The organism is Agrilactobacillus composti DSM 18527 = JCM 14202 (assembly GCF_001436375.1).
In the GTDB taxonomy this organism is placed as follows: Bacteria; Bacillota; Bacilli; order Lactobacillales; family Lactobacillaceae; genus Agrilactobacillus; species Agrilactobacillus composti.
Window position 1 is genome coordinate 139384 of sequence record NZ_AZGA01000020.1, and the last position, 24656, is coordinate 164039.

General features: G+C 46.1%; 24 protein-coding genes. 17 read left to right on the forward strand and 7 right to left on the reverse strand.

Annotation, left to right across the window (positions count from 1 at the left end; translation table 11 throughout):
• Positions 1-409: 409 nt before the first annotated feature.
• The 12 genes from FC83_RS06045 to FC83_RS06100 all read left to right on the forward strand — a co-directional run bounded on the left by FC83_RS06045 (position 410) and on the right by FC83_RS06100 (position 15558).
• On the forward strand, positions 410-1738 hold the full coding sequence (locus FC83_RS06045) for a PTS sugar transporter subunit IIC (RefSeq protein ID WP_057002523.1): 1329 nt from the start codon (positions 410-412) through the stop codon (positions 1736-1738).
• Positions 1739-1765: 27 nt separating this feature from the next.
• Positions 1766-4393: a glycoside hydrolase family 38 N-terminal domain-containing protein gene (locus tag FC83_RS06050; protein WP_057002524.1), complete on the forward strand. Its 2628-nt coding sequence runs from the start codon at positions 1766-1768 to the stop codon at positions 4391-4393.
• 27 nt (positions 4394-4420) lie between these two features.
• A complete protein-coding gene (locus tag FC83_RS06055) occupies positions 4421-5794 on the forward strand; it encodes a glycoside hydrolase family 1 protein (protein WP_082622569.1) in 1374 nt (457 codons plus the stop codon).
• Positions 5795-5807: 13 nt separating this feature from the next.
• Positions 5808-6704, forward strand: a complete 897-nt coding sequence (locus FC83_RS06060; RefSeq protein ID WP_035451246.1) for an ROK family protein — start codon at positions 5808-5810, stop codon at positions 6702-6704.
• A complete protein-coding gene (locus tag FC83_RS06065; RefSeq protein ID WP_035451248.1) occupies positions 6697-7014 on the forward strand; it encodes a PTS sugar transporter subunit IIB in 318 nt (105 codons plus the stop codon). Before FC83_RS06060 ends, FC83_RS06065 begins: the two co-directional genes overlap by 8 nt.
• Before the next feature lie 24 nt (positions 7015-7038).
• Positions 7039-7377, forward strand: coding sequence for a PTS sugar transporter subunit IIA (locus tag FC83_RS06070; protein ID WP_152537682.1), 339 nt, complete (start codon positions 7039-7041; stop codon positions 7375-7377).
• A gap of 11 nt (positions 7378-7388) precedes the next feature.
• Positions 7389-9458: an endo-beta-N-acetylglucosaminidase gene (locus tag FC83_RS06075; protein ID WP_236700812.1), complete on the forward strand. Its 2070-nt coding sequence runs from the start codon at positions 7389-7391 to the stop codon at positions 9456-9458.
• A 28-nt stretch (positions 9459-9486) separates the two neighbouring features.
• Positions 9487-10977, forward strand: a complete 1491-nt coding sequence (locus tag FC83_RS06080) for a PTS fructose transporter subunit IIC (protein WP_057002527.1) — start codon at positions 9487-9489, stop codon at positions 10975-10977.
• Between the two features lie 21 nt (positions 10978-10998).
• A complete protein-coding gene (locus FC83_RS06085) occupies positions 10999-11448 on the forward strand; it encodes a PTS sugar transporter subunit IIA (RefSeq protein WP_035451255.1) in 450 nt (149 codons plus the stop codon).
• A 193-nt stretch (positions 11449-11641) separates the two neighbouring features.
• On the forward strand, positions 11642-12193 hold the full coding sequence (locus FC83_RS06090; protein ID WP_035451258.1) for a PadR family transcriptional regulator: 552 nt from the start codon (positions 11642-11644) through the stop codon (positions 12191-12193).
• A gap of 4 nt (positions 12194-12197) precedes the next feature.
• Positions 12198-13766 (forward strand): MFS transporter, encoded by a 1569-nt coding sequence (locus tag FC83_RS06095; protein ID WP_035451260.1) that lies wholly within the window; start codon positions 12198-12200, stop codon positions 13764-13766.
• Positions 13767-14166: 400 nt separating this feature from the next.
• The gene (locus FC83_RS06100) at positions 14167-15558 is read left to right on the forward strand and encodes an L-cystine transporter (protein WP_035451263.1); all 1392 of its coding nucleotides are present in this window, start codon (positions 14167-14169) and stop codon (positions 15556-15558) included.
• A 145-nt stretch (positions 15559-15703) separates the two neighbouring features.
• Here the strand turns inward: FC83_RS06100 and FC83_RS06105 are convergent, their stop codons facing one another.
• Both FC83_RS06105 and FC83_RS17030 read right to left on the reverse strand, forming a co-directional pair.
• The gene (locus tag FC83_RS06105) at positions 15704-16861 is read right to left on the reverse strand and encodes an MFS transporter (RefSeq protein ID WP_035451266.1); all 1158 of its coding nucleotides are present in this window, start codon (positions 16859-16861) and stop codon (positions 15704-15706) included.
• Positions 16858-17016 (reverse strand): hypothetical protein, encoded by a 159-nt coding sequence (locus FC83_RS17030; protein WP_156405570.1) that lies wholly within the window; start codon positions 17014-17016, stop codon positions 16858-16860. The genes FC83_RS06105 and FC83_RS17030 overlap by 4 nt, the downstream gene beginning before the upstream one ends.
• A 110-nt stretch (positions 17017-17126) precedes the next feature.
• On the opposite strand from FC83_RS17030, the gene FC83_RS06110 reads away from it, so the two are divergent.
• From FC83_RS06110 to FC83_RS06115, 3 genes are all read left to right on the forward strand, one after another.
• The gene (locus FC83_RS06110) at positions 17127-17933 is read left to right on the forward strand and encodes an Rgg/GadR/MutR family transcriptional regulator (RefSeq protein WP_057002528.1); all 807 of its coding nucleotides are present in this window, start codon (positions 17127-17129) and stop codon (positions 17931-17933) included.
• 168 nt (positions 17934-18101) lie between these two features.
• Positions 18102-18395: an ArsR/SmtB family transcription factor gene (locus tag FC83_RS16855; protein ID WP_081762988.1), complete on the forward strand. Its 294-nt coding sequence runs from the start codon at positions 18102-18104 to the stop codon at positions 18393-18395.
• A gap of 122 nt (positions 18396-18517) precedes the next feature.
• The gene (locus tag FC83_RS06115; protein WP_057002535.1) at positions 18518-19648 is read left to right on the forward strand and encodes an MFS transporter; all 1131 of its coding nucleotides are present in this window, start codon (positions 18518-18520) and stop codon (positions 19646-19648) included.
• 199 nt (positions 19649-19847) lie between these two features.
• Here the strand turns inward: FC83_RS06115 and FC83_RS06120 are convergent, their stop codons facing one another.
• The 5 genes from FC83_RS06120 to FC83_RS06140 form a co-directional block, all read right to left on the reverse strand.
• A complete protein-coding gene (locus FC83_RS06120) occupies positions 19848-20108 on the reverse strand; it encodes a hypothetical protein (protein WP_057002529.1) in 261 nt (86 codons plus the stop codon).
• Between the two features lie 98 nt (positions 20109-20206).
• On the reverse strand, positions 20207-20470 hold the full coding sequence (locus FC83_RS06125; protein ID WP_035451281.1) for a hypothetical protein: 264 nt from the start codon (positions 20468-20470) through the stop codon (positions 20207-20209).
• A 124-nt stretch (positions 20471-20594) separates the two neighbouring features.
• Positions 20595-20828 carry a hypothetical protein gene (locus tag FC83_RS06130; RefSeq protein ID WP_035451283.1) on the reverse strand — a complete coding sequence of 78 codons (234 nt, stop codon included), beginning with the start codon at positions 20826-20828 and terminating at the stop codon, positions 20595-20597.
• A 29-nt stretch (positions 20829-20857) separates the two neighbouring features.
• On the reverse strand, positions 20858-21103 hold the full coding sequence (locus FC83_RS06135) for a hypothetical protein (protein ID WP_152537683.1): 246 nt from the start codon (positions 21101-21103) through the stop codon (positions 20858-20860).
• 14 nt (positions 21104-21117) lie between these two features.
• Positions 21118-21957 carry a MurR/RpiR family transcriptional regulator gene (locus FC83_RS06140; protein ID WP_057002530.1) on the reverse strand — a complete coding sequence of 280 codons (840 nt, stop codon included), beginning with the start codon at positions 21955-21957 and terminating at the stop codon, positions 21118-21120.
• A gap of 160 nt (positions 21958-22117) precedes the next feature.
• Here FC83_RS06140 and gnd point away from each other — a divergent pair, with 160 nt between their 5' ends.
• The gene (gene gnd, locus FC83_RS06145; RefSeq protein ID WP_035451286.1) at positions 22118-23014 is read left to right on the forward strand and encodes a phosphogluconate dehydrogenase (NAD(+)-dependent, decarboxylating); all 897 of its coding nucleotides are present in this window, start codon (positions 22118-22120) and stop codon (positions 23012-23014) included.
• A 38-nt stretch (positions 23015-23052) separates the two neighbouring features.
• Positions 23053-24615: a gluconokinase gene (gene gntK / locus FC83_RS06150; RefSeq protein ID WP_057002531.1), complete on the forward strand. Its 1563-nt coding sequence runs from the start codon at positions 23053-23055 to the stop codon at positions 24613-24615.
• The last annotated feature ends 41 nt before the right edge of the window (positions 24616-24656 follow it).

The following is a 24656-nucleotide window of genomic DNA, read 5'->3' on the forward strand; positions in this document are numbered from 1 at the left end:
ATAGGTTTTTTGTATCTATTTTAAAATTAATTGGTATATGCCGGCTAGAGACTTGGTGCAGCAAGCTTTCCATGGCAGACAGGCGGGCAATTTCCTAGATTTGGCTACGCCATATTCGGCAATTTGGCTCCCGAAAACAGCCTAAAAAAGCCAGCCCTTAACCATATTAAACTACACATTTTTAAAATTGTATAGTCTTTTTTAAAATAATTTCAAAATATGTATTTACATATTTTTATCAATAAGGTAAAATAAAATTGCTTTTGAAAGCGATTAATATTTAGCACTCATTTATGTTTCTTAAACGGTAAGCGCACCGCTTAGGAATTGCCGACAACGATGGTGGGCCCCCGGACGCTTGCCATCTCCTGAATGACAACTTGGTAATCGAATTAGGAGATGAAAACAGATGCACTTCAATTTTGAAAAAATTCAAGAACCATTATTCAAAGTCTCAGCTTGGGTCAACGACAACGATATCCTCCAGGCCATTAAAAACGCCTTCGTACGGACCATCCCCTTCACGGTAGTGGGCTCGTTTTCCAACCTGATCAAAATGCAACTTGACGCCTTGATCAAATCAAAGGGTCTGCACTGGGAATGGCTGAGCAACATCAGCAATCTGTTTGGTTACATTGGTACCGCCACCTTAGGCATCGTGGCCATCATCGTGGTTTTATCCTCGGCTTATTCTTATGCGGTGGAGCTGAAGAAAAAGGACCACAACAAAAATCTCAATCCCATCATTGCCACCTTGACTGCGCTAGCCGCTTACTTCGTCATGGTGCCCAACAACATCAACTTTATGGACCCCGGGAAAAAAATCGTGGAAGGCTTTGCCACCTCATTCTTCAGTTATGAGGGGATGTTCACGGCCTTGATCGTGGGCATGCTAGCCGTCACCTTATTTGCCCGGTTGACCCGCAGCAAATTCACCATCAAAATGCCCGGCAACGTCCCACAAAACGTCTTCGATTCCTTCTTCTCTTTGATCCCCATTTCCATTTTATTGATTGGCTTTGGGTTGATTCGGATCTTGATTCAATCTCTAGGTTTTGTGTCCTTGATCCAAATGATCTCTGTGGTCTTGATCAAACCCCTGCTCACCGTGGGCACCGGCTTGCCAGCCATCATCATTGTCATTTTATTGGAACAAATCATCTGGTTTGTGGGTCTGCACGGTTTCAATATCGTTTGGGGCGTGGTTTCAGCTTTCTGGTTGCCGCTGTTCTTACAAAACGTGGCCGAATTTGCCAAAACCCATAGTTTTGCCGGTATCGCCATTGCCCCTAACACCATGACCAACGTGTACGCCATGATTGGCGGGTCGGGCGCTACCTTCGGCTTGATTTTAGCCATGTTGTTGTTCACCCACAAAGGGGAAAAAGAGCGAGAAGTCGCCAAGCTAGCCCTGATTCCTGGCATGTTTGGCATCAATGAACCCGTCATCTTCGGCTTACCCATCGTGTTAAATCCCTTGATGTTTATCCCTTGGGTGCTGGCGCCCGTTTTAAACGCCATCATCGCTTATACCGTCACTGCCGCTGGCTGGGTCGTCCCATTAGTGGTCCTAAACTCCGGGAATGAACCCATCTTCTTGAGTACTTGGATCCTGGGGGCCTTTCATACCGGGCCGGTGGTCTTGACCGCAGTTTTAGTCATCTTAGATGTTTTGATTTACGCCCCATTTGTCATCATGAACCAACGCAGCGAACGGGCAAGTCTCGCAGAAGCATAATTTTCGCAAAGAAAGTAGGCCATCAAGTTGAAAAATATCCATGCCATTGCCCATACCCATTGGGATTTTGAATGGTACTTTACCCGCCAAGAAGCCCAAGTCCAATTTGCCTTTCATATGGATGAAGTCTTTAGCGCCTTAGCCAGTCATCAGTTAGATTACTACCTATTAGACGGGCAGTTATCCATTGTGGATGATTATTTAAGCAATTTTCCAGAAAAAACCAGGGAATTCAAAAAATATGTCCAAGCTAAACGGCTATTTATCGGCCCTTGGTATACCCAGGTTGATGAAATGGTCACCAGCGGGGAAGCCATGGTCCGCAATTTGCGCCTAGGGACCCAATTGGGGGCCGACCTGGGCGGTGCCATGGCCGTGGGGTATTTGCCCGATTCCTTTGGCCAAAGCCAGGACATGCCCAAGATCTATAACGGTTTTGACATTTACGATGCCGTCTTTTGGCGGGGTACCCCTTTAGAAAAGAACGCCCGTTACTTCTACTGGACCAGTGATGATGACCACAAAGTTTTAGTGGCCAATATCAAAAACGGTTATTATGCCGGGGTAGATTTAGTGGAAAACGCCGATTTCAAGACCCTCATGACCCGCATTGCCACCGACACCACCGCCAATGACTTGGCATTGCCCATTGGTGGGGATCAGCGAGCGGTGGACTTTAATCTTAAAACCCGGATTCAACTGGCTAATGCCGCCAGTGACGGGGACTATCAGGTGAAAGAAAGCACCTATCCGCAATTTTTCCAAGCCTTAGCTCAGACCCAAGATTTACCAACGTATCAAGGGGAGTTCATCGATCCCAGTGTCTCTAAGATTCACCGGGGCATTTATTCATCCCGGTATGATTTAAAACAAGTCTATGATGAATTGGAACGCTTAATGATTCATCAAGTGGAACCCCTGATGGCCATGGCCATGGACCAAGGAGTGGCCAGCAAGCAAGGCTTAATCGATACCATTTGGAAGACCATTGCCCGGGGCCAAGCCCATGACAGTTCCGGGGGCTGTAACAGTGATGAGACCAATCGGGACATTGCTAACCGGGCTCAAGTAGCCTTAGAACTAGGCCGGTCCTTGCGGGATTACCTGCTGCGGAAATTAAGTATTTCTTTAGGAACTGAGGGGGTAGGCGATGTGCTGTTCTGGAATCCTTGGCCCACGGCCCAACACTTTACCCGGCGTCTGGCAGTCTCCACGCCGACCCCGAATTTCCGCCTGGTGCGCACCACGGGGGAGGACTTACCCTTCACCGTCTTAGCCCAAGAAAAACGGGATGCCAGCGTGTTAAAACGGGACCCTAGTCAACAAGATCATCAATATTACTATGTCACCACCATCAGTTGCCGGCCAAAAGTCCCCGCCCTGGACTGGCAGGGCTATCGCCTAGCAACCACCACTACAGCCGTGGCGGCCACGGCTTTAAAAGACACCTCCGTTATCGAAAACGAATTTTACCAGCTCACCTTTGCAAAAGGCCAGCTGAACTTGTTCCAAAAAGCAACTGAGACTTGGCATAACAACTTCCTCACCTTTGAAGATGGCAGTGATGCCGGGGACACCTACGACTATGCCCCGGACTTTAAAGATTGGGTGTTGGCCTTAGATCTCAGTGGCGCCAAGCAGGTGGCTTTCAAAGCTGGGGCCTTGGAAAGTACGGCGACTTTAGCCGGTACTTGGAACCTCCCCCAGGATTTGGCCGCCCGCCAGGACGAAATTGCCGCCACCAAAGTCCCTTATAAGCTGGTATTGAGTTTAAACAAGGGCTCTAAGGTGATCGGCTTCCAATTCAAAATTGATAACACCGTCTTGGATCACCGCCTGCGCCTGGTATTAAATACCGATGTGCACGTTGATGAAACTTATGCGGATACGCCCTTTGGTACCATTGCCCGGCCGGTGACCGAGGCCCATTTGCAAGATTGGCAACAAATTGGCTACCACGAAGAACCCACCAGCATGCGGCCGATGATCCATTTTGCCAATGTGCACACCGACGCCAACAGCTGGAGTTTCATCACGTTAGGCACCAAGGATTTTCAAGTCATTGGTGACCATAGCCAGTTAGCCATCACGCTTTTTAGAAGTGTGGGCTACTTGGGCCGGCCGAATCTCACCCGGCGGCCGGGGGATGCTTCTGGGCTGGTGAACAAATTAGTGGCCACCCCAGATAGCCAGTTACAGCAAACCTTGACCTTTGCCGGGGGTTTGGTGGTCGACCCGCATTATGACCCGGTGGCGTTGCAAGCCGCTCATCATGAATTGGCCAGCGCGCCCCTTTATTACCAAAAACAAACCTTAAACAAATTCACCACGCCGATTGAATACTTTACCATGAACAAATTGGCCCAGGTTGTTGAACATCCCATCCCTATTGCGTTAGTGGACAGCCAAGTGGTTCTCAGCAGTTTCACCCGCAGCGGGGATGGCACCGGCTTTGAACTGCGGCTCTATAACCCAACGGCTGCCCCCGCCCAAGCTGGGGTATTGCAACTGCCAGATACCGCTAGTTTGGCCTTGGTGAACTTGAAGGGAGAAGTCCAACAACTGGTGGCCCATGGGAGCGCAGCAGTTCAATTAGTGCCATTTAAACCAGGTGAAATCAGAACTTACGGTATTTACCCTGTAAAAGCACGTTAGTTCAAAACTAAAGAATGGATGGCAATTATGTTATTTCCTAAAAATTTCCTATGGGGCGCCGCCGCCTCAGCTCCCCAAACCGAAGGCCACAGCAGTACCAATGGCAAATCGCCATCGATTTGGGATAAGTGGTTTGAGATCGCCCCGGACAAGTTTTATCAGCGGCAAGGGCCAGAAAATACGTCAGATGTCTATGATCTGTATCTAGAAGATGTGGCCAATATGGCCAAGTTAGGTTTGAACTCTTATCGCACGTCGATCGCCTGGACCCGCCTCATGCCCGATGGGGTGCATGTGAACCCAGAAGCCGTCACATTTTACCGCCAGTATTTTCAGGCGCTGTTAGATCATCATATTGAACCCATCATCAATTTATTCCACTTTGACATGCCCTGGTGGCTCATGGCCCGGGGCGGCTGGGAAAGCCGCGAAGCCGTCAGTAAGTTTGCCAATTATGCCCAGGTGGCCTTTGAACAATTTGGTGATTTAGTCAAGCGCTGGGTGACCTTTAATGAACCCTTGGTCCAAGTGAAGGCCGGCTATCTTTATGGCTTTCATTACCCCGCAGTTGTGAATTTTAGAAAGGCTGTGCAAGTGGGCTACCACATGCTTTTGGCCCATACCTTTGCGGTGCAGGCTTTTCGCCAAGCGAACATTGCCGGGGGTCAAATTGGCATCATCTTAGACGTGACCCCAGTGTACGCCAAAACCGAATCGGCCTCAGACCAACGGGCCCAACGCGCAGCCGATTTATTAAATATTCGCAGTTTCTTGGATCCAGCGGTCTTAGGCCACGTGCCGGATGACTTGTTAGAACTATTGGAAGTTAATCAGTTGACGCCAATTTCCTTATTAGGAGACGGCGCGGCCATTGCGGCATATACAGTGGATTTCATCGGGCTCAATTATTACCGGCCTAAGCGGGTGCAGGCCCCTACCAAGCCCGCAACGCCAGCTAAAATGCCCAATGAACTATATGAAGATTACGAATGGCCAGCGCGGCGCATCAACCCTTATCGGGGCTGGGAAATCTATCCAGAAGCCCTGTACGATGTGGCTATCATGATGCGGGATCAATACGGTAATATTCCTTGGTTTGTCAGTGAAAACGGCATGGGCGTGGCCAATGAAGCCCGGTTCAAAGATGCCAGCGGCCATATCAACGATCAATATCGCATCGATTTTATGAAAGAACATCTGCAATATCTGCACAAGGGCATTGCCGCTGGCAGCAATTGCTTCGGGTATCACACTTGGACCTTTGTGGACTGCTGGTCTTGGCTCAACGGGTACCATAATCGCTATGGGCTTTACAGTGTGGATCTAGATCATCACTACCAACGGCAGGTGAAGCAAAGCGGTTTATGGTTCAAACAGTTGATTACAGACAATGGCTTTTAGGTAGGTGAATCCTGTGGAAAATGTTGTCGCCATTGATGTGGGGGGCACCACCATTAAATATGCCTGTTGGCAAAGTAATTCCAAGGCTTTAATGAACAAAGGCTATGTCAAAACGCCCCGCACATTGGCTAAATACTATGAAATTTTACAACGAATTGTCGCTGAATTTGAAATTTATGACCCGGTGGGCGTGGCCCTGAGCACACCGGGTGCTGTGAATCTTAAGACCGGGGTGGTGGCAGGTATCAGCGCCTTGCCTTATATTCATAACTTTCCCCTGCAACAAGCCTTGACCGGCCAACTGGGCTTGCCGGTGACCTTAGAAAATGATGCCAATTGCGCCGCCTTAGCTGAGCTAGATAGCGGGGCGGCCCGGGAATATCAAAACGTCATCGTGCTGGTGATCGGCACCGGCGTGGGCGGGGCCGTGGTCAGCAACCGCCAAATTCAACGGGGCGCCCATCTCTTGGCGGGGGAATTCGGCTTAATGCGAGTCTTGAATAATCGCCCTTTGAGTCAAGTGGGAACCGCCGTGAGCTTAGCCCGGCGCTATAATCTGAAGGCCAAAACCCGCTTCAGTGGTCAAGAAATTCTAGAATTGGCCAATCAGGGGGATTTATTAGCCCAAAAAGAAGCAGCCGTGTTATATCGCAGTTTGGCCGAGGCCATTTATAACTTAGAATACAGCTTTGATCCGGAACTTTTTATCCTGGGTGGGGGTATTTCAGAAAACCCCCAATTAATCCCAAATATTCAACGGTCCCTCGTAGGTTTGACCCAAGGGGCTGTGTCGATCCCGGTACCCATCGAAATTGTGCCCTGTCATTATTACAATGATGCCAATCTAATGGGCGCTGTGGTGCACTTTAATCAGACGATGTTCCATGAAAGGAAGATAAAAAATGACTGAATCTAAAATTATGTTAGTTTGTGCAGCGGGGATGTCCACCAGTCTATTAGTTCAAAAAATGAAGGACGCCGCTAGTGCCCAAGGTATCACCACCCAAATCTTTGCCACAGCGTCTTCAGATGCGGATGAAAAACTAGCCAGTGAAAAACCGGATGTTTTGATGTTAGGCCCTCAAGTTGCCTTTTTGTTAAAGGATTTTCAAGCTAAAGCGAACATTCCGGTGAAAGTCATCAAGATGCAAGATTACGGCATGATGAACGGGGAAAAGGTCTTAGCCGATGCCCTGGACACCATTAAAACCGCTCAGTAAGGTCCATTACGAGGAGGAAAAAACATGGCTACGGATATTGAAACCGCGCAACTTGAAGTCATCATGCAGTTGATCATGAACGGGGGCAATGCCAAAGGGGCCGCCGTCATGGCCATTCAAGCCGCTAAGGCCGGGGATTTTGCCAAGGCCCAAGCGGACTTAAAAGACGCTGACCACTATTTAAGTGCCGCCCATAACGCTCAAACCGATATGCTTACCAAAGAAGCCCAAGGCCAGCACGTGGCGGTGAATCTGCTCATGGTCCATGGCCAGGACCATATTATGAATGCCATCACTTTTCGGGATTTAGCCGCCGAATTTGTGGATTTATACCAACAATTACACGACAAAGCCGGGGAGTGATAAGCGTGAAAATGAAGCAGAAATGGCTTTTGATCCTAGCCGCCTTAACTTTAGGAACAACGGGGGCGCTGGCTGCTGCACACCCAGTGGCCGCCGCGGCTAACTATAATGTCAAAGGTGCCAATCAACCCTATTTCCACGGCTTTAACGCCGAACAAATGCTGAATTGGTCTCCAGAAACCGACCCCAGCGCCAAATATTTCGTCTCAGACGTGTCCCTGCAACCTCGCAATCCGAAATTTGCTGCCACCCAAGCCCAACCGGACTTGCAGACCAACGCTCAAGTATTGACCTTGGCGGGGGATTATGGGGATCCCGGTTACGGCCAAACCCCGGGGATTCCAGATTTTACCCGGACGGTGGATGCTTTTTCCCGGCACATTTTTGAATACTGGCAATATATTGATTTTTATGGCTCCTGGAATGGCACCCCAATTGGGGGCAACAGTTACGATGATATTCGCAACAATGCCGCCACCTTGCAATATGGCGTGATCAATTATCCCAATCCCGCCTATACCGATGCGGCCCATCAAAACGGTGTGAAGAGTTTGGGGGGCTGGTTTTGGCCCCGGCCGGAAAACTTTTCAGCTTGGGTCCAACAACGGGCTGACGGGACTTTCCCAGTGGCGGACAAAATGATCGCCATGGCCCGCTATATGAACTTTGATGGCTACTTTATCAACCAAGAAGCCACCATTTCCAGCACGGATGCGGCCCAATTACAAAAAATGTTGGTGTATATGAAACAAAAAGCGCCAGATTTGTATATCCAATTCTATGATTCCTTGCAACAAGACGGCCAGCTCACTTACGGCAATGGCTTCAATACTAGCAATGCCTATTGGCTGAAAGCCGACAATGGCAGTGCCGCCGATAGTCTTTTCCTAAACTACGCTTGGAATACCACCCGGTTGAATAATGGGGTGGCCACGGCGCAGAAATTAGGGCTGGATCCCCTCAAGGCGATTTTTGCCGGGACGGAAAACCAGAAATATGGTTTTAATCCCCCTTATGACCCCCGGCAAATTTTTCCCAATAAAACCACGACCAATGCTTCTTGGGGTTTGTTTGGCACTGACTTTGCTTATTCTCGCTACCCCGGCAACAACTTAGACAATAACAGCCAAGGGGCCATTGACGTGCGGGCCCGGCAATACTGGTCTGGGCCTAACCAAGATCCCACCAAAACCGGTCGGCTCACTGAGGTCAACAGTGCCCCTTATCCCGATAAGGGCGTGCCCAACGATGCCGATAATCCGGCCCACTGGGATGGGGTGGCCAACTTTATTCCTGAAAAGAGCGTCATTAGTCAAACGCCATTTTATACCAACTTTAATACCGGCCACGGCTTAGGCTTTTATCAAGGGGGCCAGCAGGTTAGTCAGCAGGAATGGAGCAACATCGGTATCCAGAACCTACTGCCAACTTGGCAATGGTGGACAACCGGTGGGCCGCAAGTTAATTTTGACTACACCGATGCCTATGATGGTGGGAATTCCTTGAAAATTGTCAATACCACTGGTCAAAGCACCATCAACCTCTTTAAAACAGATTTAGCTGTCACCAAAGCCACCAAGTTAACGCTGCATTTCAAAAATAACGCCCCGCTGACTTTAAAGGTGCAATTGACTTTTAAAGACGACCCCGCTAAACCGGTTAGCTTAAACGTGGCCGCTGAAGATTTGAACACATGGCAGGCACCAAGTTTGAACCTGGCCCAATATAGCGGTCGGGCCATTGCTAAAATTGCCTTAGCAGTGACTTCTAGTAAGAATGCGACCTTGAATTTAGGGGATTTCAGCGTGCAAACAGCTACGCCAAGCACCACCGCCCCAACGGCTTTGACGGTGGATCGCTATCTGCCCACCACTGGGGAAGCTTTTGTGACCTTGAACATGACCGATCAAATCAAGTACTACGACCTTTATACGGCTGAGGGCCAATTCATTAGCCGGGTGAACAGCACGAAGGCTTATGTGGACCATGTGCCCGCCAATGCGACGGCTCTTGTGGCCCAGCCCATTGGAACTGCTGGTCAGACTTATGCCAAGCTGGACGTACCGTTGAAGTTGCGCTAAATCCATTTCCGAAGAATAGGAGATCATGATGAGTAAAAAAATTGTTGCAGTAACCGCCTGTGCTGCCGGCATTGCCCACACCTATATGGCCGCGGAAGCCATTGAACAGGCCGCTAAGGAAAAAGGCTACGACGTCAAAGTTGAAACCAATGGCTCCATTGGGGCGGAAAATGTTTTAACTACGGAAGATATTGCCAATGCGGACTTAGTGTTAGTGGCGGCCGATATTAAAATCAATCCCATCCGTTTCAGTGGGAAACCCCTATATGTGACGGATTCTAACGCCGCCATTGCCGATGGGGCCGGGTTGATCGACACCGCCCTTAAAGACGCCAAGGTCTTTGGAGAAAAAGGTTCTAAAGTCGGGAATATTCAAATTGGCAATGACCACAGCAAGGTGAACTTCTTCACCCATATTATGAGTGGGATTTCTTATATGATTCCCATGGTGATTGCCGCCGGCTTGATTTTAGCCATCGCCAATGTTTATGCCTTTCAAAGAGATGACATGGGCCGTATCGTCAAATGGGGGTTTGATAATAAGACCGCCATGGGGGGCTTGATGGCTAATTTGTTCCAAGTGGGGCAGGTGGGCTTCAAGTTGATGATCCCATTGTTTGCCGGCTTTGTGGCTAATTCCATTGCCGATAAACCTGCCATTGCCCCGGCCATGATTGGGGCTTATCTGGCCAATGATCCCACGTCCTTGCACACCAAAGCCGGTGGGGGTTTTATCGCCGCTTTGATCGTGGCCTTTATCGTGGGTTACTTTGTAAAATTGTTGAAGAAAATCAAATGGCCCCACATCATTCAACCCATTGTGCCGATCATGATCATCCCCGTGATTGCCACGCTATTTATCTCCTTGATCGTCTTTTACCTGATTGGGGAGCCCATTGCCACCTTGATGAGTGGGTTATACGCTTGGCTGACTTGGTTAAACACCAATTCCACCAGTGCCCCGGTGATTATCGGTATCGTCTTAGGGGGCATGATGGGCTTTGACTTGGGAGGTCCTATTAATAAGACCGCGTTGATTTTTGGCACGGCGGTCTTTGCTGACACCATGGCTAAATACGGCCCCACTCATGCCAACTTCTTGCCGCAAACGGCCACCCAAGCGGCCATTTCCGTGGCACCGTTAGGGGTTTGGCTGGCCTCCATTATTTGGAAGAATAAGTTCTCTAAAGATGAAAAAGTGGCCACCACCGCTGCCTTAGGGATGGGTCTGGTGGGTGTCACAGAAGGGGCGATTCCATTTGTGGCCGCTGACCCCATCCGCATGATCATCGCCAACGTTTCCGGGTCCGCCGTGGCCGGGGGCTTGGTAGCCTTGACGGGTTGTAAATTCTACGGGGGCATTGGGTCGCCACTGGGTTCCTTTATCGGCTATATTCAACAACCCATCCCCCTGATCACTTGGATACTATGTGTCTGCGCCGGCATTGCCGTCACGGCTTTGATCATTGGGTTGACCCGGAGCCCGCAAGTCATGGCCGCTGCCAAAGAAGCCGTTTAATTGGTGAAAGGAAGATTATCAATGGATGCGACGATTTTTAATCAAGACCATATTTTATTAGATACAACCAGTACCACCCAAGCAGAAGCTTTCCAAGCCATTGCCGATTTAGCAGCCAGTCTGGGTTACGTCAGTGATGCTAAAGCCTATGCTGCTGGCTTAAAAGAGCGGGAAGCTGGGGCCACCACGGGCTTTAAAGATGGTTTTGCTATTCCCCACAGCAACGATGCCAGCATTTTAAAACCCGGCTTGTTTTTGGTGAAGTTCAGCCACCCCATTGAATGGGCGGCCTTAGACAATCAGCCGGTGACCGTGGCCCTTGCCTTGACCATCCCCAAAGACGGGGGCAAGGAACACTTGAAGTTGCTCAGCCAAATTGCTCGGAAGCTAATGAACGCCGAATTTAGAACGACGATTCAAAATGAAACTGACGCCGTGGCGCTGGCCAGCAGTGTGAACCGAATTCAATAATTATTCATGGAATGAACGGGTTTAGATAACGATTCATTTCTTAAATAGCTGTCCCTAACCGTGACCAATTGGCCGCAGTTAGGGGCATTTTTGCGATATTTTTAAAAAAATACGTTTTCAGAAAATTTTTTGCTTGCATAATGGGTCGAGCAGACCTATGATAGATAAGTCGCTTAGACATATGGAGGCAGATATGTACGAATTATTAATTTTAGGGGCCTTGATGTCCCGGAATATGTCGGGCTATAAACTGCGGAAAGTTTTAGAAAGCAGCTTAGTGCCCCGACGAGAAATCTCAAATGGCTCGATGTACCCCCTGTTAGCCAAATTAGAAGACAAGGGTTACATTGAATTTTTAGCAGACAATACGGATTCCCGCAATAAAAAAGTGGCTCAAATCACCGCCGCTGGCAAGGATCGATTCTTAGACCTAATGGCCCAGCCCATTGCGGATGACGCCAAACGGGAGTCCTTGTATCGGTTCAAATTCCGGGGGATGCCCGGGGTGGATGTGGCCCAGCAAACTTTGATTTTAGATGATTATGAGCGCCAGACCCAACAAGACCGCAATATTTATGAGGGGGTACGCAGTCATTTACAGCATACCCTCAAGGAACCCACGGCCAACAAGCCGTATTTAAACTGGAGCATGCGCAATTTAGCTTTAAGCATTGCCCTTTGTGACACCAAGTTAACTTGGATCAAAGATTGTCGCAAAGTATTGGCACAGAAAGATGGGGATTGATTTAATGGATAAGCAACATCAACAAACGAGTATCAAACAATGGATAGCACTGGGGGCCATGGGATTAGGTGTCTTCATGGGCTTGTTAGACGTCACCGTCGTCAACGTGGCCCTGCCCACCATGGTCAAGGAATTTAATACTACTTTTACAGATTTACAGTGGGTCTTAAACGCCTATACCTTGGTTTATGCTGTTACCTTAATGATCATGTCCAAGCTGGGAGATATGTACGGCCGTAAGAAGATATTCTTAGGTTCTTTGATATTATTCGTGGTCGCTTCAGCGGTTAACGGCATGGCGCCCAGCTTATTGGTCTTAGATATTGGCCGTGGGGTCCAAGCTATTGGTGGGGCCGGGATGATGTCCTTGTCCATGGCGCTAGTGGCTTCAAACTTTTCTGGCAAACAACGGGGCTTAGCCCTGGGGATTTTAGGCTCGGTCATCGGGGTTTCCACACCCAGTGGCCCGTTGATTGGGGGCTATTTGGTGGAAAACTTCGGCTGGCCCGCTATTTTCTATGTGAATGTCCCCTTTGGTATTCTAGCGGTTATTCTCACGGTAGTTTACGTGAAGGAAACCCCAAGTTACGGGAAAAATCAAAAGATTGATATCTTGGGGATGTTACTGTCAGCCATTGGTTTATTTGCCATTATTTACGGCTTGATCGTCAAAGAAAGCCATCCCCATTGGAGCTGGACCACCCCAGAAATCGCCACCCTGTTAATTGGTGGTTTAGCGGTGATGGCCTTGTTCGTCTTTGTGGAAAGTCGTGTGGCCGATCCTATGATCAATTTGGCCATGTTTAAAAAACGCCATTTCGTGGGTACCATTATCGTGGCTTTTGCCCTAGGTTCGGGGATTTACGCTTATAATGCGTTCTTGACCGCTTTAATGCAGAATTATATCGGCTACTCAGCTATTGAAACCGGGGTCCGGCAATTGACCCTGAGTGTTTGGTCCTTGGTTCTCGGGCCTATCGTGGGTATTTTAAGTGCCCGTTTTTCTAACAAATGGATGATCAGTATTGGCATGTTCATCGGGGGGATTGGCTTTTTGCTCATCTCCTTGGTCATCGGTCCCAATGTGTCCTTCTTAAACCTCTGGCCGGGGATGGTCCTCATGGGCATCACCAACGGGATCGTGAATCCCGTCTTGAATACCGCCGGCATGGAAGGGGTCGCCCCCAATGAAATGGGGATGGCCTCGGGATTACTGAACGTGTTCCGGCAATTTGGCACCACCGTTGGCGTGGTGGGCCTGGGTTTGATTCAAGATGGCCGCTACGAAAAGCATTTGAATACCTTTTTGCCCAACGTGAAAATGCCTACCCAAGCTTTAAACGGCATTAAAGACGCGTTGATCAGTGCCGGGCCGTTCTCCGGGCATACCGTGGCTTTCTCGGCCCGGCTGGCCAAAAGTCCCTTTGCCCATGAAGTCCAAACCATTGTGGTGACGGCTTATAATCAGGGGATGATTGCCTTGACCTTGACCTCCGCTGGTATCGTGGTGGTGGGGGGTATCGCCGCTGCCTTGTTGATGCGCAGTAAGAGTGAATCCCAAGACTTACAGTAAAATCTAATACCTATTTTCAGAAAATTTGCCATATTTTACACCTTGACAAGCGCCCGCCAATTGGCTAAACTTGCCATAACTTAAAAAGAAGGAGTGATCGTGTCGTGTTCTGTCTTAAAGCCCAACAAATGATGTGTTGTTGTCAACAAGCCATGCCTATGTCTTGTTTAGTTCAGCGCACCATTTTATCGGCGGAGACAGTTTGTAAACACCAACCCTAGGCGAAAACTTTAGGATTGGGGACACACACTTTTTCTTAAAATTCGATGAAATTAGCGCGGACTAAGCAAAGAGCTTAGTTGGCGCTTTTTTTGTTCTCACAAGGAGATGACGAGGCCATGGCCGGACAGTGCTGGCATAAATTTGGGACATAATACAAAAATTCGGGAGGCAATTATTCATGAACATAGCGACAACGATTTTAATCGTCGTAATTAGTGCACTTATACTGGGCGGCTTGATTTGGCTGCAGCAAAAACACGTCAAATTCACCAAACGGGTCTTTTTGGCCTTAGTGGTGGGTGTTGTTTTCGGATTCGTCTTGCAATTATTATTAGGCACCACCAACGCCGGCTTGACCAGTGGGATTGACTGGTTGAGCATCGTGGGGGATGGCTATGTGGGCTTATTGAAGATGTTAGTTATTCCCCTGATCTTCGTATCCTTGGTTGGTGCTTTTATTAAGCTAGAAGACGCCGGCAATTTGAAGAAAATCACCGGCAGTGTATTAGGGATTTTACTGGTGACCACGGCGGTATCCGCCTTGATCGGCATCGCCGCTGTTTGGATTTTCCATCTCCAAGGGGCCAAATTCATCGACGGGGCCAGTGCTTCCAAGAGCGGCCTGGCCGTATTACAGGAACATCAAACTGAAATTAAAGGCCTGACCCTGCCTAAGCAAATCGTCAGCTTTATCCCCACCAATATCTTTGCGGACTTCGCCGGCACCCGGCCAACCAGTACCATCGCCGTGGTGATCTTCTCGATTTTTGTGGGCGTGGCCTACTTAGGCATTCGCCGCAAGGAACCCGAACAAGCTGCTACCTTTGCCAAGGGTTTTGAAGCCATCCACAGCTTGGTGAGCCGTATTGTGACCCTGGTCTTGCGCCTGACCCCTTATGGGATTTTCGCCTTGATGACCCGGGCCACCGCCACCAACAGCATTAAAGCCATCGGCAATCTGGGGATTTTCATCATCGCCGCTTACGTGGCCTTGGCCGTGGTTTTGATCATCCATACTCTGATTTTAATCGGCAATGGGATCAATCCGGTGCTTTATTATAAAAAAGCTTGGCCAGCCTTATTATTTGCCTTTACCTCCCGGACCAGCGCGGGAACGTTACCTTTGAATGTGAAGACCCAAATCCATTCTTTGGGCGTGCCCCCAACCATTGCTAATTTCGCCGCCAGCTTTGGGCTGACCATTGGCCAAAACGGCTGTGCCGGGGTTTATCCAGCCATGATTGCCACCATTATTGCCCCAACCGTGGGGATTAACGTCTTCTCCATCCAATTTATTTTGACTCTATTACTCACCGTCACCATTGCCTCCTTCGGGGTGGCTGGTGTGGGCGGCGGGGCCACCTTCTCCACCTTGATGGTCCTGGGGGTCTTGAACCTGCCAGTGAGTATCATGGCCGTGATTATCGCCATTGATCCCATCGTGGACATGGCCCGGACCCTAGTCAACGTCAACGATAGTATTATGGCCGGCGTATTGACCGCTAAATATACCAAAGAGTTAGACCATGAGGTTTTACAGACCAAAGACAATATCGTGGTGAACGCTTAAACGATAAAAAGAAAACAGGCGGGCACAAGAACCCTGTTTTCTGAAATTCTAAAAATAAAAGAACTTGCGGTAAAACTGAGAATAGTTTTGCTGCAAGTTCTTTTTGAATGCTTACTTAATACCACAAATGGTGTTTATGAAAAAGTTATCTACGCTTTTGTGATAGTTGACGATGAAGTAACAAGAAGGCTATGATACCAAAGATTTCAGCAATTATGATATTGGACAACAAGGTGTGATTGACGGCCATGGCCAAACTGCCCATCATTGACCCAAGTGTAAATCCAAGAAAAATCGAGCTATTATTTAATGCCATGACACTCCCTCTGAGATCCGAAGTCGTTTCAGAAATCATATTAACAAACGCTGAATTACCAAAATTCACCATAAAAGCCCAAAGACTAAAGACGCAGGCTAGCAAAATTGGTAACTTAAAAAGAAAAAGTATTGAAGTTATCAACAAAACTTGAAAAAGCCAAGCAACTGCAACTAACTTAAATGCAGCAAACTTCCTTAGTAATTGGCCACTAATGATCGAACCCAAGAAGGACATAATACCAATTAGAAAAAATAACCATGCAAGTTTTATTGAATTAAAGTGACTAATGCTTTGGATCCAGACACTCAAAAACGCGTAGACAACCATATACGCACCAGATGAGAAAAGCATGCTGATATTTAACTGACCGTTTAAACTAAAGGCTTTGCTAATATTCGAAAAATGTTTCTTGATACTAAAACTAGCTTGCTTTGTCGTAATACCATAGATGTAAAATATACCTACTGAAAATAACATGATAATCCCAGTAAATAAAAAAATGATTTGCCAGTTAAAAATTTTGCTGATTAATAAGCCGATTGGTATTCCTAGAACAGTTGCTAAGCTAAAGAAACTCATCATCCAACTGATCATCATTTCTCTTTTGTGTGCCTTAAAATTGTCTGCGCAATATGCCCACAGCCCTGGTCCTAAAACTGCTGCACTCAGACCAGTTAGAAAACGTAGCATTAGAAACAACCAACCGGATGAACAAAATGCCAAGACGATACTGCATATGCCAAAAGTAAATCCGGAAACGCCAATGGTTCTTTTTCTGCCGAAAATATCAGAAATTGGCGCTAAAACTATTGCAAATACACCATAAGCGCCAGAATAAAGGGTAATGCCAAAGGAAACATATTGGGGTGTTGAGGACATTGTTTTAGCTATTTGACTTAATAATGGGGCAATAATAAGATTGTCAGTTCCTAAAGTGAAAATAGAAGTTAGAAAAGCAAAGATTAGAAAAACATTCTGAATCACTTTGAAGCACCACCCCGCAAGTTATTAGACCACTGCCAATCTTTTTGAGATGATTTATCTCCATATGTTGATTCTTTTCTTAGTTTGTTTGCAAAATGAGTAGTCACGACGTCTTTTTTATGTTTCGCATTATCAATAGTCATAATTTCTAACATTACAATCGCACTCCAGATATTTATTTTTTTACTTAAAACGATTAAACTACTTTTTAATAGTGAAAGATTTTTTTCTCGCATAAATGGCAGTTTTTTAGGAGTGTGATTTTATGGGGCAACTTATTGGCCATGCATTTTCAACGTTACGAAAAAAACGAGGCCTTCACGTGAAAGAATTGACAGCAGGTATTATTTCAGAGTCGGAATACTATCGTTTTATAAATGGTACGATTGATATTAGTATGGTTAAGTTTCTTTCATTACTTAGCCGTTTAAATATCAGCTTTGAGGAGTTTGCCTTTTTGAGTGAAGATATTGATATTCCCCAATCACTTAACCAATTTTCGGAAGATGATTTTAAGGAACCAATACATTTAAACAGCGCGTCTAGTTTTAAGCTTTCTATTACCTTTTACCAATCACATAATCAAATACCACCAAAACCAGTTATTGAAAAATCGATTAGTTATTTACTGAATAGTGAATCATGGACCCACGATGATCTGCTCTTGTTTTCGAAAACAATCTATTTTTTCCCTTGTAAGCAGCGCTTGGCTTTATTACAAAGAGCCATCAAAGGTTTCAAAAGGTATGATGGCTTTAAACAAAATTCAGCTGATTACTTTAAGTTCTTGTGCCAGCTTTTGCTCATTGCACTTGATAGAAAAGATTTAACGTTAGCAAAAAAATTCATGCATAAATTATTAGAGATGAAATTTTATCCAGATAATTTTTTCGAACTTTCACTCCAATCTTTTTTTAAAGCTGTTTTGCTTTATATATCTGAACCATCTGACCACAACAAATCCCAAATCAAAATGGTTGTCGAATCTTTTAAACATTTAAATTTACTTCAAGGTGAAAGCGGCCTATTGATTAAGGTTTCTTTATCTTGTTTGGAGTTATCAGTCTTATAGTAAAAAGGGGGGAATTACGGCATTTGATATTGCCGCTGTTTGCGAAGTTTCTTACCACCCTCAGCTTTTGGGAAACGCGCTCATTCATCATTTTTATACTGCCACAAGAGTCGAAGCAATCATGGCAATAGACTGGTATATGATGAAAAATAGTGTTATAACAGTTTTATGGATATCGAAATAAGTGATGACCAACAACGTGTAGAAATTTTTAAATGTCTATCAGATCCCAGTCGATTACAGTTAATCAGGCTATTATATAAAAACGGAAAGAAGATGAGTTGCTCAGAACTTGGGGAGAACTTAAATTTAAGTTTATCCACAGTTTCTTACCATTTTAAAGCGCTGAGGTTAGCGGGGTTAACGAATACCATTAAAGAGGGGCGAACGAAGTACGTATCGCTGCGGTATGATACATTCGAAAAATTTTTACCAGGATTTCTGAAAACACTCCTTGAATAAAGGAGTTATTTATTAAACTATATTTCGATACATGTAAAAATGTAGAAGTTTCAATTTAAAAAAAGAGGCGCGCTTTGAATTATTCAAAAAGTTCAAAATTCTCGTTAATATTCTTTTTAGTTATGTTCGTAATCGGCACGGATACCTTTTTAGTCTCACCATTGTTGCCAACATTGGTGAAATACTATGGCATCTCTGCGAGTGCTTCAGGGATTATTGTCAGTGCTTATGCTTTTGGATATACCCTGTCTGCTTTAGTAGCTGGTCCAATTTCTGATGGCCATGATCGTAGAAAAATATTGATTGTTGGTTTGGTGTGTTTTGCAATTTCTACAGGCGCATGTGGCTTAGCTAATGTTTTTCCCGTTATGTTAATCACGCGACTTTGTGCCGGCATCAGTGCGGCTTTTGTGGGGCCACAGGTTTGGGCCTCGATCCCTATAGTTGTTCCCAAAGACAAGATAGTGGCTTCAATGGGTATGGCTTCTGCCGGATTAGCAGTTTCCCAAATTATTGGGATTCCCATTGGTAGCTATTTAGCTGTATTTTCGTGGCGCTTTCCCTTTTTCTTTATCTCGTTTATTTCGTTATTACTTTGTTTAACGGCGATTTGGCAATTACCAACACTTAATGGAAGACCAACTGCGTATAAAGCCAGTTTTTGGGGTATATATCATGATTTATTAAGCAATCACCGGGCCTTATTATACTTAGTGGCTTATTTTGCCTTCCAGACCGGTAATTTTTGCGCTTTGTCTTTTATTGGGACTTGGTTTAATAAAAGTTTCGCTTTATCAGTTGGCCAAATTGGTTCTGCCATGATCGTCATTGGTATCGGTAATTTGTTGGGTACGATATACAGTAGCAGAATTGTGAATCGAATTGGCATCCCTAAAGCTTTTCTTTTTGAGTTCATAGCATATCTTGTTTTATATGCTGTGGTAGCATTCTCAAACAATATTTGGATGGCACAGACGATGTTAACCCTTATTTTTCTAGTGGGTGGCTTCATTTTTCCATTATTTATGACAACGTTACAAGCAACAACAGATACCGCCAGAAGTACCATTTCCTCGATTTCTAACACAGCGATGTATTTGGGCGAGACCCTAGGCGGTGCAGTTGGCGGAGTTTTGATTGCCAAGGTCAGTGGATTTTGGGGCATTAGTATTTTTACAGTCGTTCTTGTGGCAATTGCCTTGTTTTTATATTGGCGTGGTGGATTATTCAAGGTCACGAGGAGCGTATATTAAACTGGCAGGCGGTGACAGAATCATAACTTGACTATTAAGTTGAGCTACATAAGCATTAGATCATAATGCCTTGCAGATCAAAGATGATATCGTGGCAAATGTTTAGACATTTAAAGAAGCCAGCACCTTCAACAAAAATGTTGAGGGGGTTGGCTTATTTTTATGTTCTAATTTTATACAAGCGTTTTCAAAACAAGGGTCATAGAAATGAGGTGAGTCGAATTAAATCATCTAAATGCCCCAGCCAACCGGCTACACCAATGACGACCATAAAAAATCCGATGATAATGCAGAAGATACCCACAGGCTTGCGCACACTATCTGTTTCTGACTTGGGCGCATTCTCAAGGAGATCTGCAACCATTAGATTTAGCTTGTTCCGAAGTAACTGGATACCTATGATGATTATCAAGGCCCCCGGAATACCTACGAATAATAACATCTGTAGACCTTCACGCAATGGCCGCACCTCCTATTTGCAAATCAGTTGAAATTAATGTGCCGGTTTTAAATAATCCAAATGGGGAACGACTCAATATAAAAATTTAAACAGCACGATTACAGAAAAGAGGTGAGTCGAATTAAATCATCTAAATGGCCCAGCCAGCCGACGACACCAATGACAACCATAAAAAATCCGATGATAATACAGAAAATACCCACAGGCTTACGCACCCGGTCTGTTTCTGATTTAGAGGCGTCCCCAAAGGTGTTCCCGGCAATCAAGCGCAGCCACTTGTTCCGGAGAAATTGGATACCCATGATGTCTACGAATATCCCAGGAATACCAATAATAAGTAGCATTTGTAACCCGTCACTCAATTAAAAAGCCTCCTGTCAGTTTAACTTAATGAGCCGGTTTTAAAGAATCCGAACGGGAAATGACTTAATTATAGAAATTTTAGGTAGCATAGTTACAGAAAAGAGGTGATCTGAACTAAACCATCTAAATGGCGCCCAACCAGCCGGCTACACCAATAACAATCAAGAAAAGACCGAAAATAATACAGATAATACCCAAAGGTTTGTGCAACCGATCTGTTTCTGATTTAGGGACATCGCCAAAGGTATTACCGGCAATCAAGCGCAACCACTTATTTCGAAACAATTGGATACCTAAGATAGTCACAAAGATACCGGGGATGCCCGCGAATAATAATATAAATAGATTGTCACTCAATTCGAATACCTCCTAATTGTCAGTCTAACTCAATGGGTCGGTCCTAAGTAACCCAAATAACCGGCGATACCTAAGGCGACACAGCCGCAACCTACTAGAATAAAGACGATTGCTAAAGGTTTGCGCACTTTATTTACCTTTTTCTTAGGAATATCCCCAAAGGTATTGCCCGCAATTAAGCGCAGCCATTTGTTTCGGAGTAGTTGAATACCAAAGGTGATACAAAAAATACCTACGATAGCTGCAACGACTAAACCTAACAATTCATTACTCAAAATGGCATACACTCCTATTCTCGTGTTTGCTCAATCTGCTTGCGAATTTCCTGGAACAACGGGGCTGTTTGGCTATCCGTCTTCACAGCACTGAGCATAAACAAGGTGTCCATAATGCTGATTTGGGCTATCAACGCATGTAAAGCTTCAGTGCGGTATTTGGATTCTTCAGCAACGGATACGAAATAAACATCCGCCATTTTGGCCAGGTGGGAGCTGGGAGAGCTGGTGATGGCAATCAGGGGCACCCCGTTATCCTTGGCGATTTTAGCCAAACTTAGTGCGTCTTTATCCTCGCCACTATGGGACACCACGATGGTGGCGTCCTTGGCGGTCAAGTGGGTCATGCTCATGAGTTGCATGTGGTAATCGGCGGCATAGAGCACTTCGATGGCCGTCCGCAGAAATTTGTGATACCCATCTAAGGCCACGATATTGCTGGCACCCAGACCATAGATGCCCAAGTGTTGGCAATTGATGATATAAGTCACCGCCAGGCGCAGACTTTCTGGGGTCAAATTGGCCTGGGTAGCTTGCAGGGCCTCAATATTAGATGAAAATATTTTACCGGCCATGGTGATGAGATCATCTTGGGGGCTGATTTCAGCAAAAAGTTGGGAACTTTGACCCTGGTTTTGGGCCAGGGCAACCCGCAGATTTTGAAAATTGGCATACCCCAGATTTTTGGCAAATCTAGAAATCGTCGCCGTGGAAATCTTGGTGCGTTTACTTAATTCAGAAATAGACCATTGGCTGGCCGCCGCCTGGTGTTCAGTTAAGTAATGGGCCAGAGATTGCTCCCGGGGACTCAAATTATCGTGGTAAATTTGTAGTTGTAACTGAAAATTTTGCATAAAAAGCCCCCCATTTTTATCTTACCTAGAGTATACCACTTGGATTCAAATAAGAAAATAATTTACGAGTTAAATCGCTTGCAATCTGAAAAGAATTTACATATACTACAGTCAGAAAAGAAAATCACTGAATTCCGAGATAAAAAAGGAGCAAAAAAGTATGCAAGTAGGTATGATTGGGTTAGGTAAGATGGGGCGCAATCTGGTTAAAAATATGCTGGATCATGATATTGAAGTTGTGGCTTTTGACTTAGACCCCAGCGCGCGTCAAGCAGTCAGTACAGATGGTGCCCAGGCTGTGGCTTCAGTCGCAGCTTTAGTAGCGGCATTAGATGCCCCTAGAATTATTTGGGTCATGGTACCGGCTGGTAAACCAACCCAAGCTACTTTGGAAGATTTGACACAGGTCATGGCAGCAGACGACGTGGTGATTGATGGGGGTAATTCTTATTACAAAGACTCTGTTGAACACTACAATCTCTTGAAGGCAAAAGGCATTCATTTCTTTGACGTGGGCACTTCCGGCGGTATGTCCGGGGCTCGGCAAAATGGGAACTTCATGATTGGCGGGAATGCGGCTTACTTTAGCCGCATTGAACCATTGTTTAAAGCTATCGCTGCCCCGGATGGCTACCTTTACACTGGCCCTGCCGGCTCGGGACATTATTTAAAGATGGTGCATAACGGCATTGAATACGGGATGATGCAAGCCATCGGTGAAGGTTTTGAAGTTTTAGCGAAAAGCCAATATGATTATGATAATGAGGCCGTGGCTAAGGTTTGGAATAACGGCTCGGTGGTGCGTAGTTGGTTGATGGAATTAGCTGAATCAGCGTTCCATAAAGATGCTAATTTGGATTCCATCAAAGGTATCATGCACTCTTCTGGTGAAGGGGCTTGGACCGTTGAAGAAGCCATCCGTTTACACGTGGCTACCCCCGTTATCAGCAGTGCTTTGATGATGCGTTATCGCTCCGAAGCTGCGGACACCGTCACCGGGCAAGTTGTGGCAGCATTACGGAATGGCTTTGGGGGTCACGATGTAGACCCCAAATAGGTCGGACTTGGATTACAAAAAGTAGGAGGTTTTAAGTGATGGATTACATGATCGGCGTGGACTTAGGGACCACCAGTACTAAAGTTGTTTTATTTGATTTGCAGGGGAAAGCCCAGGCATATGCTAATAATCCTTATCCGTTATATCAAGATGTACCGGATATGGCCGAAGAAGATCCCGAAGAAATTTTTCAAGCAGTGATTGCTGGGTTAATTGAAGTGATGCGTAAAGGCAACGTGAAAGCTGGGGAATTAAAGGGTATTTCTTTCTCCGCGGCGATGCATAGTTTAATTTTGATGGACAAAGACAACAAACCCCTGACCCGGGTGATCACTTGGGCAGATAATCGGGCGGCTAAATACGCCGCTGATTTGAAGAAGAACGGCAAGGGCGCCGAAGTCTTTGCTAGAACCGGGGTTCCAACCCATCCCATGTCACCTTTTGTGAAATTACTCTGGTTAAAGAATGAACAGCCGGATTTGTTTAACAAAACCGCCCATTTCATCGGCATTAAAGATTATATTTTATTCCGATTATTTGGCCGCTATGTAATGGACTATTCCTTAGCCAACGCCACCGGCCTATTCAATATTTTCACTATGGACTGGGATGACCAAGCCCTAGCGATGACCGGGGTGAAACGGGAACAATTACCAGAATTGGTGGACACCACCTATCAACTCACTGGCATGACCGAATCTTATGCCTCAGTGACCGGCATTGACCCCAACACGCCATTTATTTTAGGGGCCAGTGATGGGACTTTGAGTAACTTAGGGGTCAACGCCATTGATCCCGGTGTCTTGGCCGTGACCATTGGCACATCCGGGGCGGTCCGGGTAGTGGTGGACAAGCCAGTTGTGGATCCAGAAGGCCGTTTGTTTACTTATTATTTAGACAAAAATCATTGGGTCGTGGGCGGTCCTGTGAACAATGGGGGTATCGTCTTCCGTTGGGTCCGGGATCAATTATTTGCTCCCGAAAAAATCACCGCCGAGCAAATGCAGATCGACTCCTACGAAATTTTGACAGATATTGCGTCTAAAATTCCCGCCGGCGCCGATGGCTTATTGTTCCATCCTTATTTAGGTGGGGAACGGGCCCCGATTTGGGATGCCAATGCCCGGGGCAGCTTCTTTGGCTTGACCCGGCAGCATACCCGGGCCCACATGGTGCGGGCGGCTTTAGAAGGTATCGTTTATAACCTCTATATGGTCATGTTGATGATCGAAGGCATCACTGGCAAACCGAAATCCATTCAAGCCACTGGTGGTTTCGCCCGCAGTGCGCTTTGGCGGCAGATGCTGGCCGATATTTTTGAACAAGACGTAAATATCCCTGAAAGTTTTGAAAGCTCTGCTTTAGGGGCCGTTGTGTTAGGGATGGAAAGCCTGGGGTTGGCTAAAGATTTGAACGTGGTCAAAGATATGGTGGGCACTACCAATACCCATAAACCTAATGAAAAGAACTTTGAAGTTTATCGGGAATTGTTGCCAATCTGGATTCGCCTGACCCGGGAATTATCCAGTGAATATGGCGCCATCGCCGATTTCCAACGGAAACATCCCAACCCGCAAATTAAATTAGCGGATGAAGATTAATTTGGCTCCCTCACTTGAGAAAAAGCTCAAGTGATTATTTC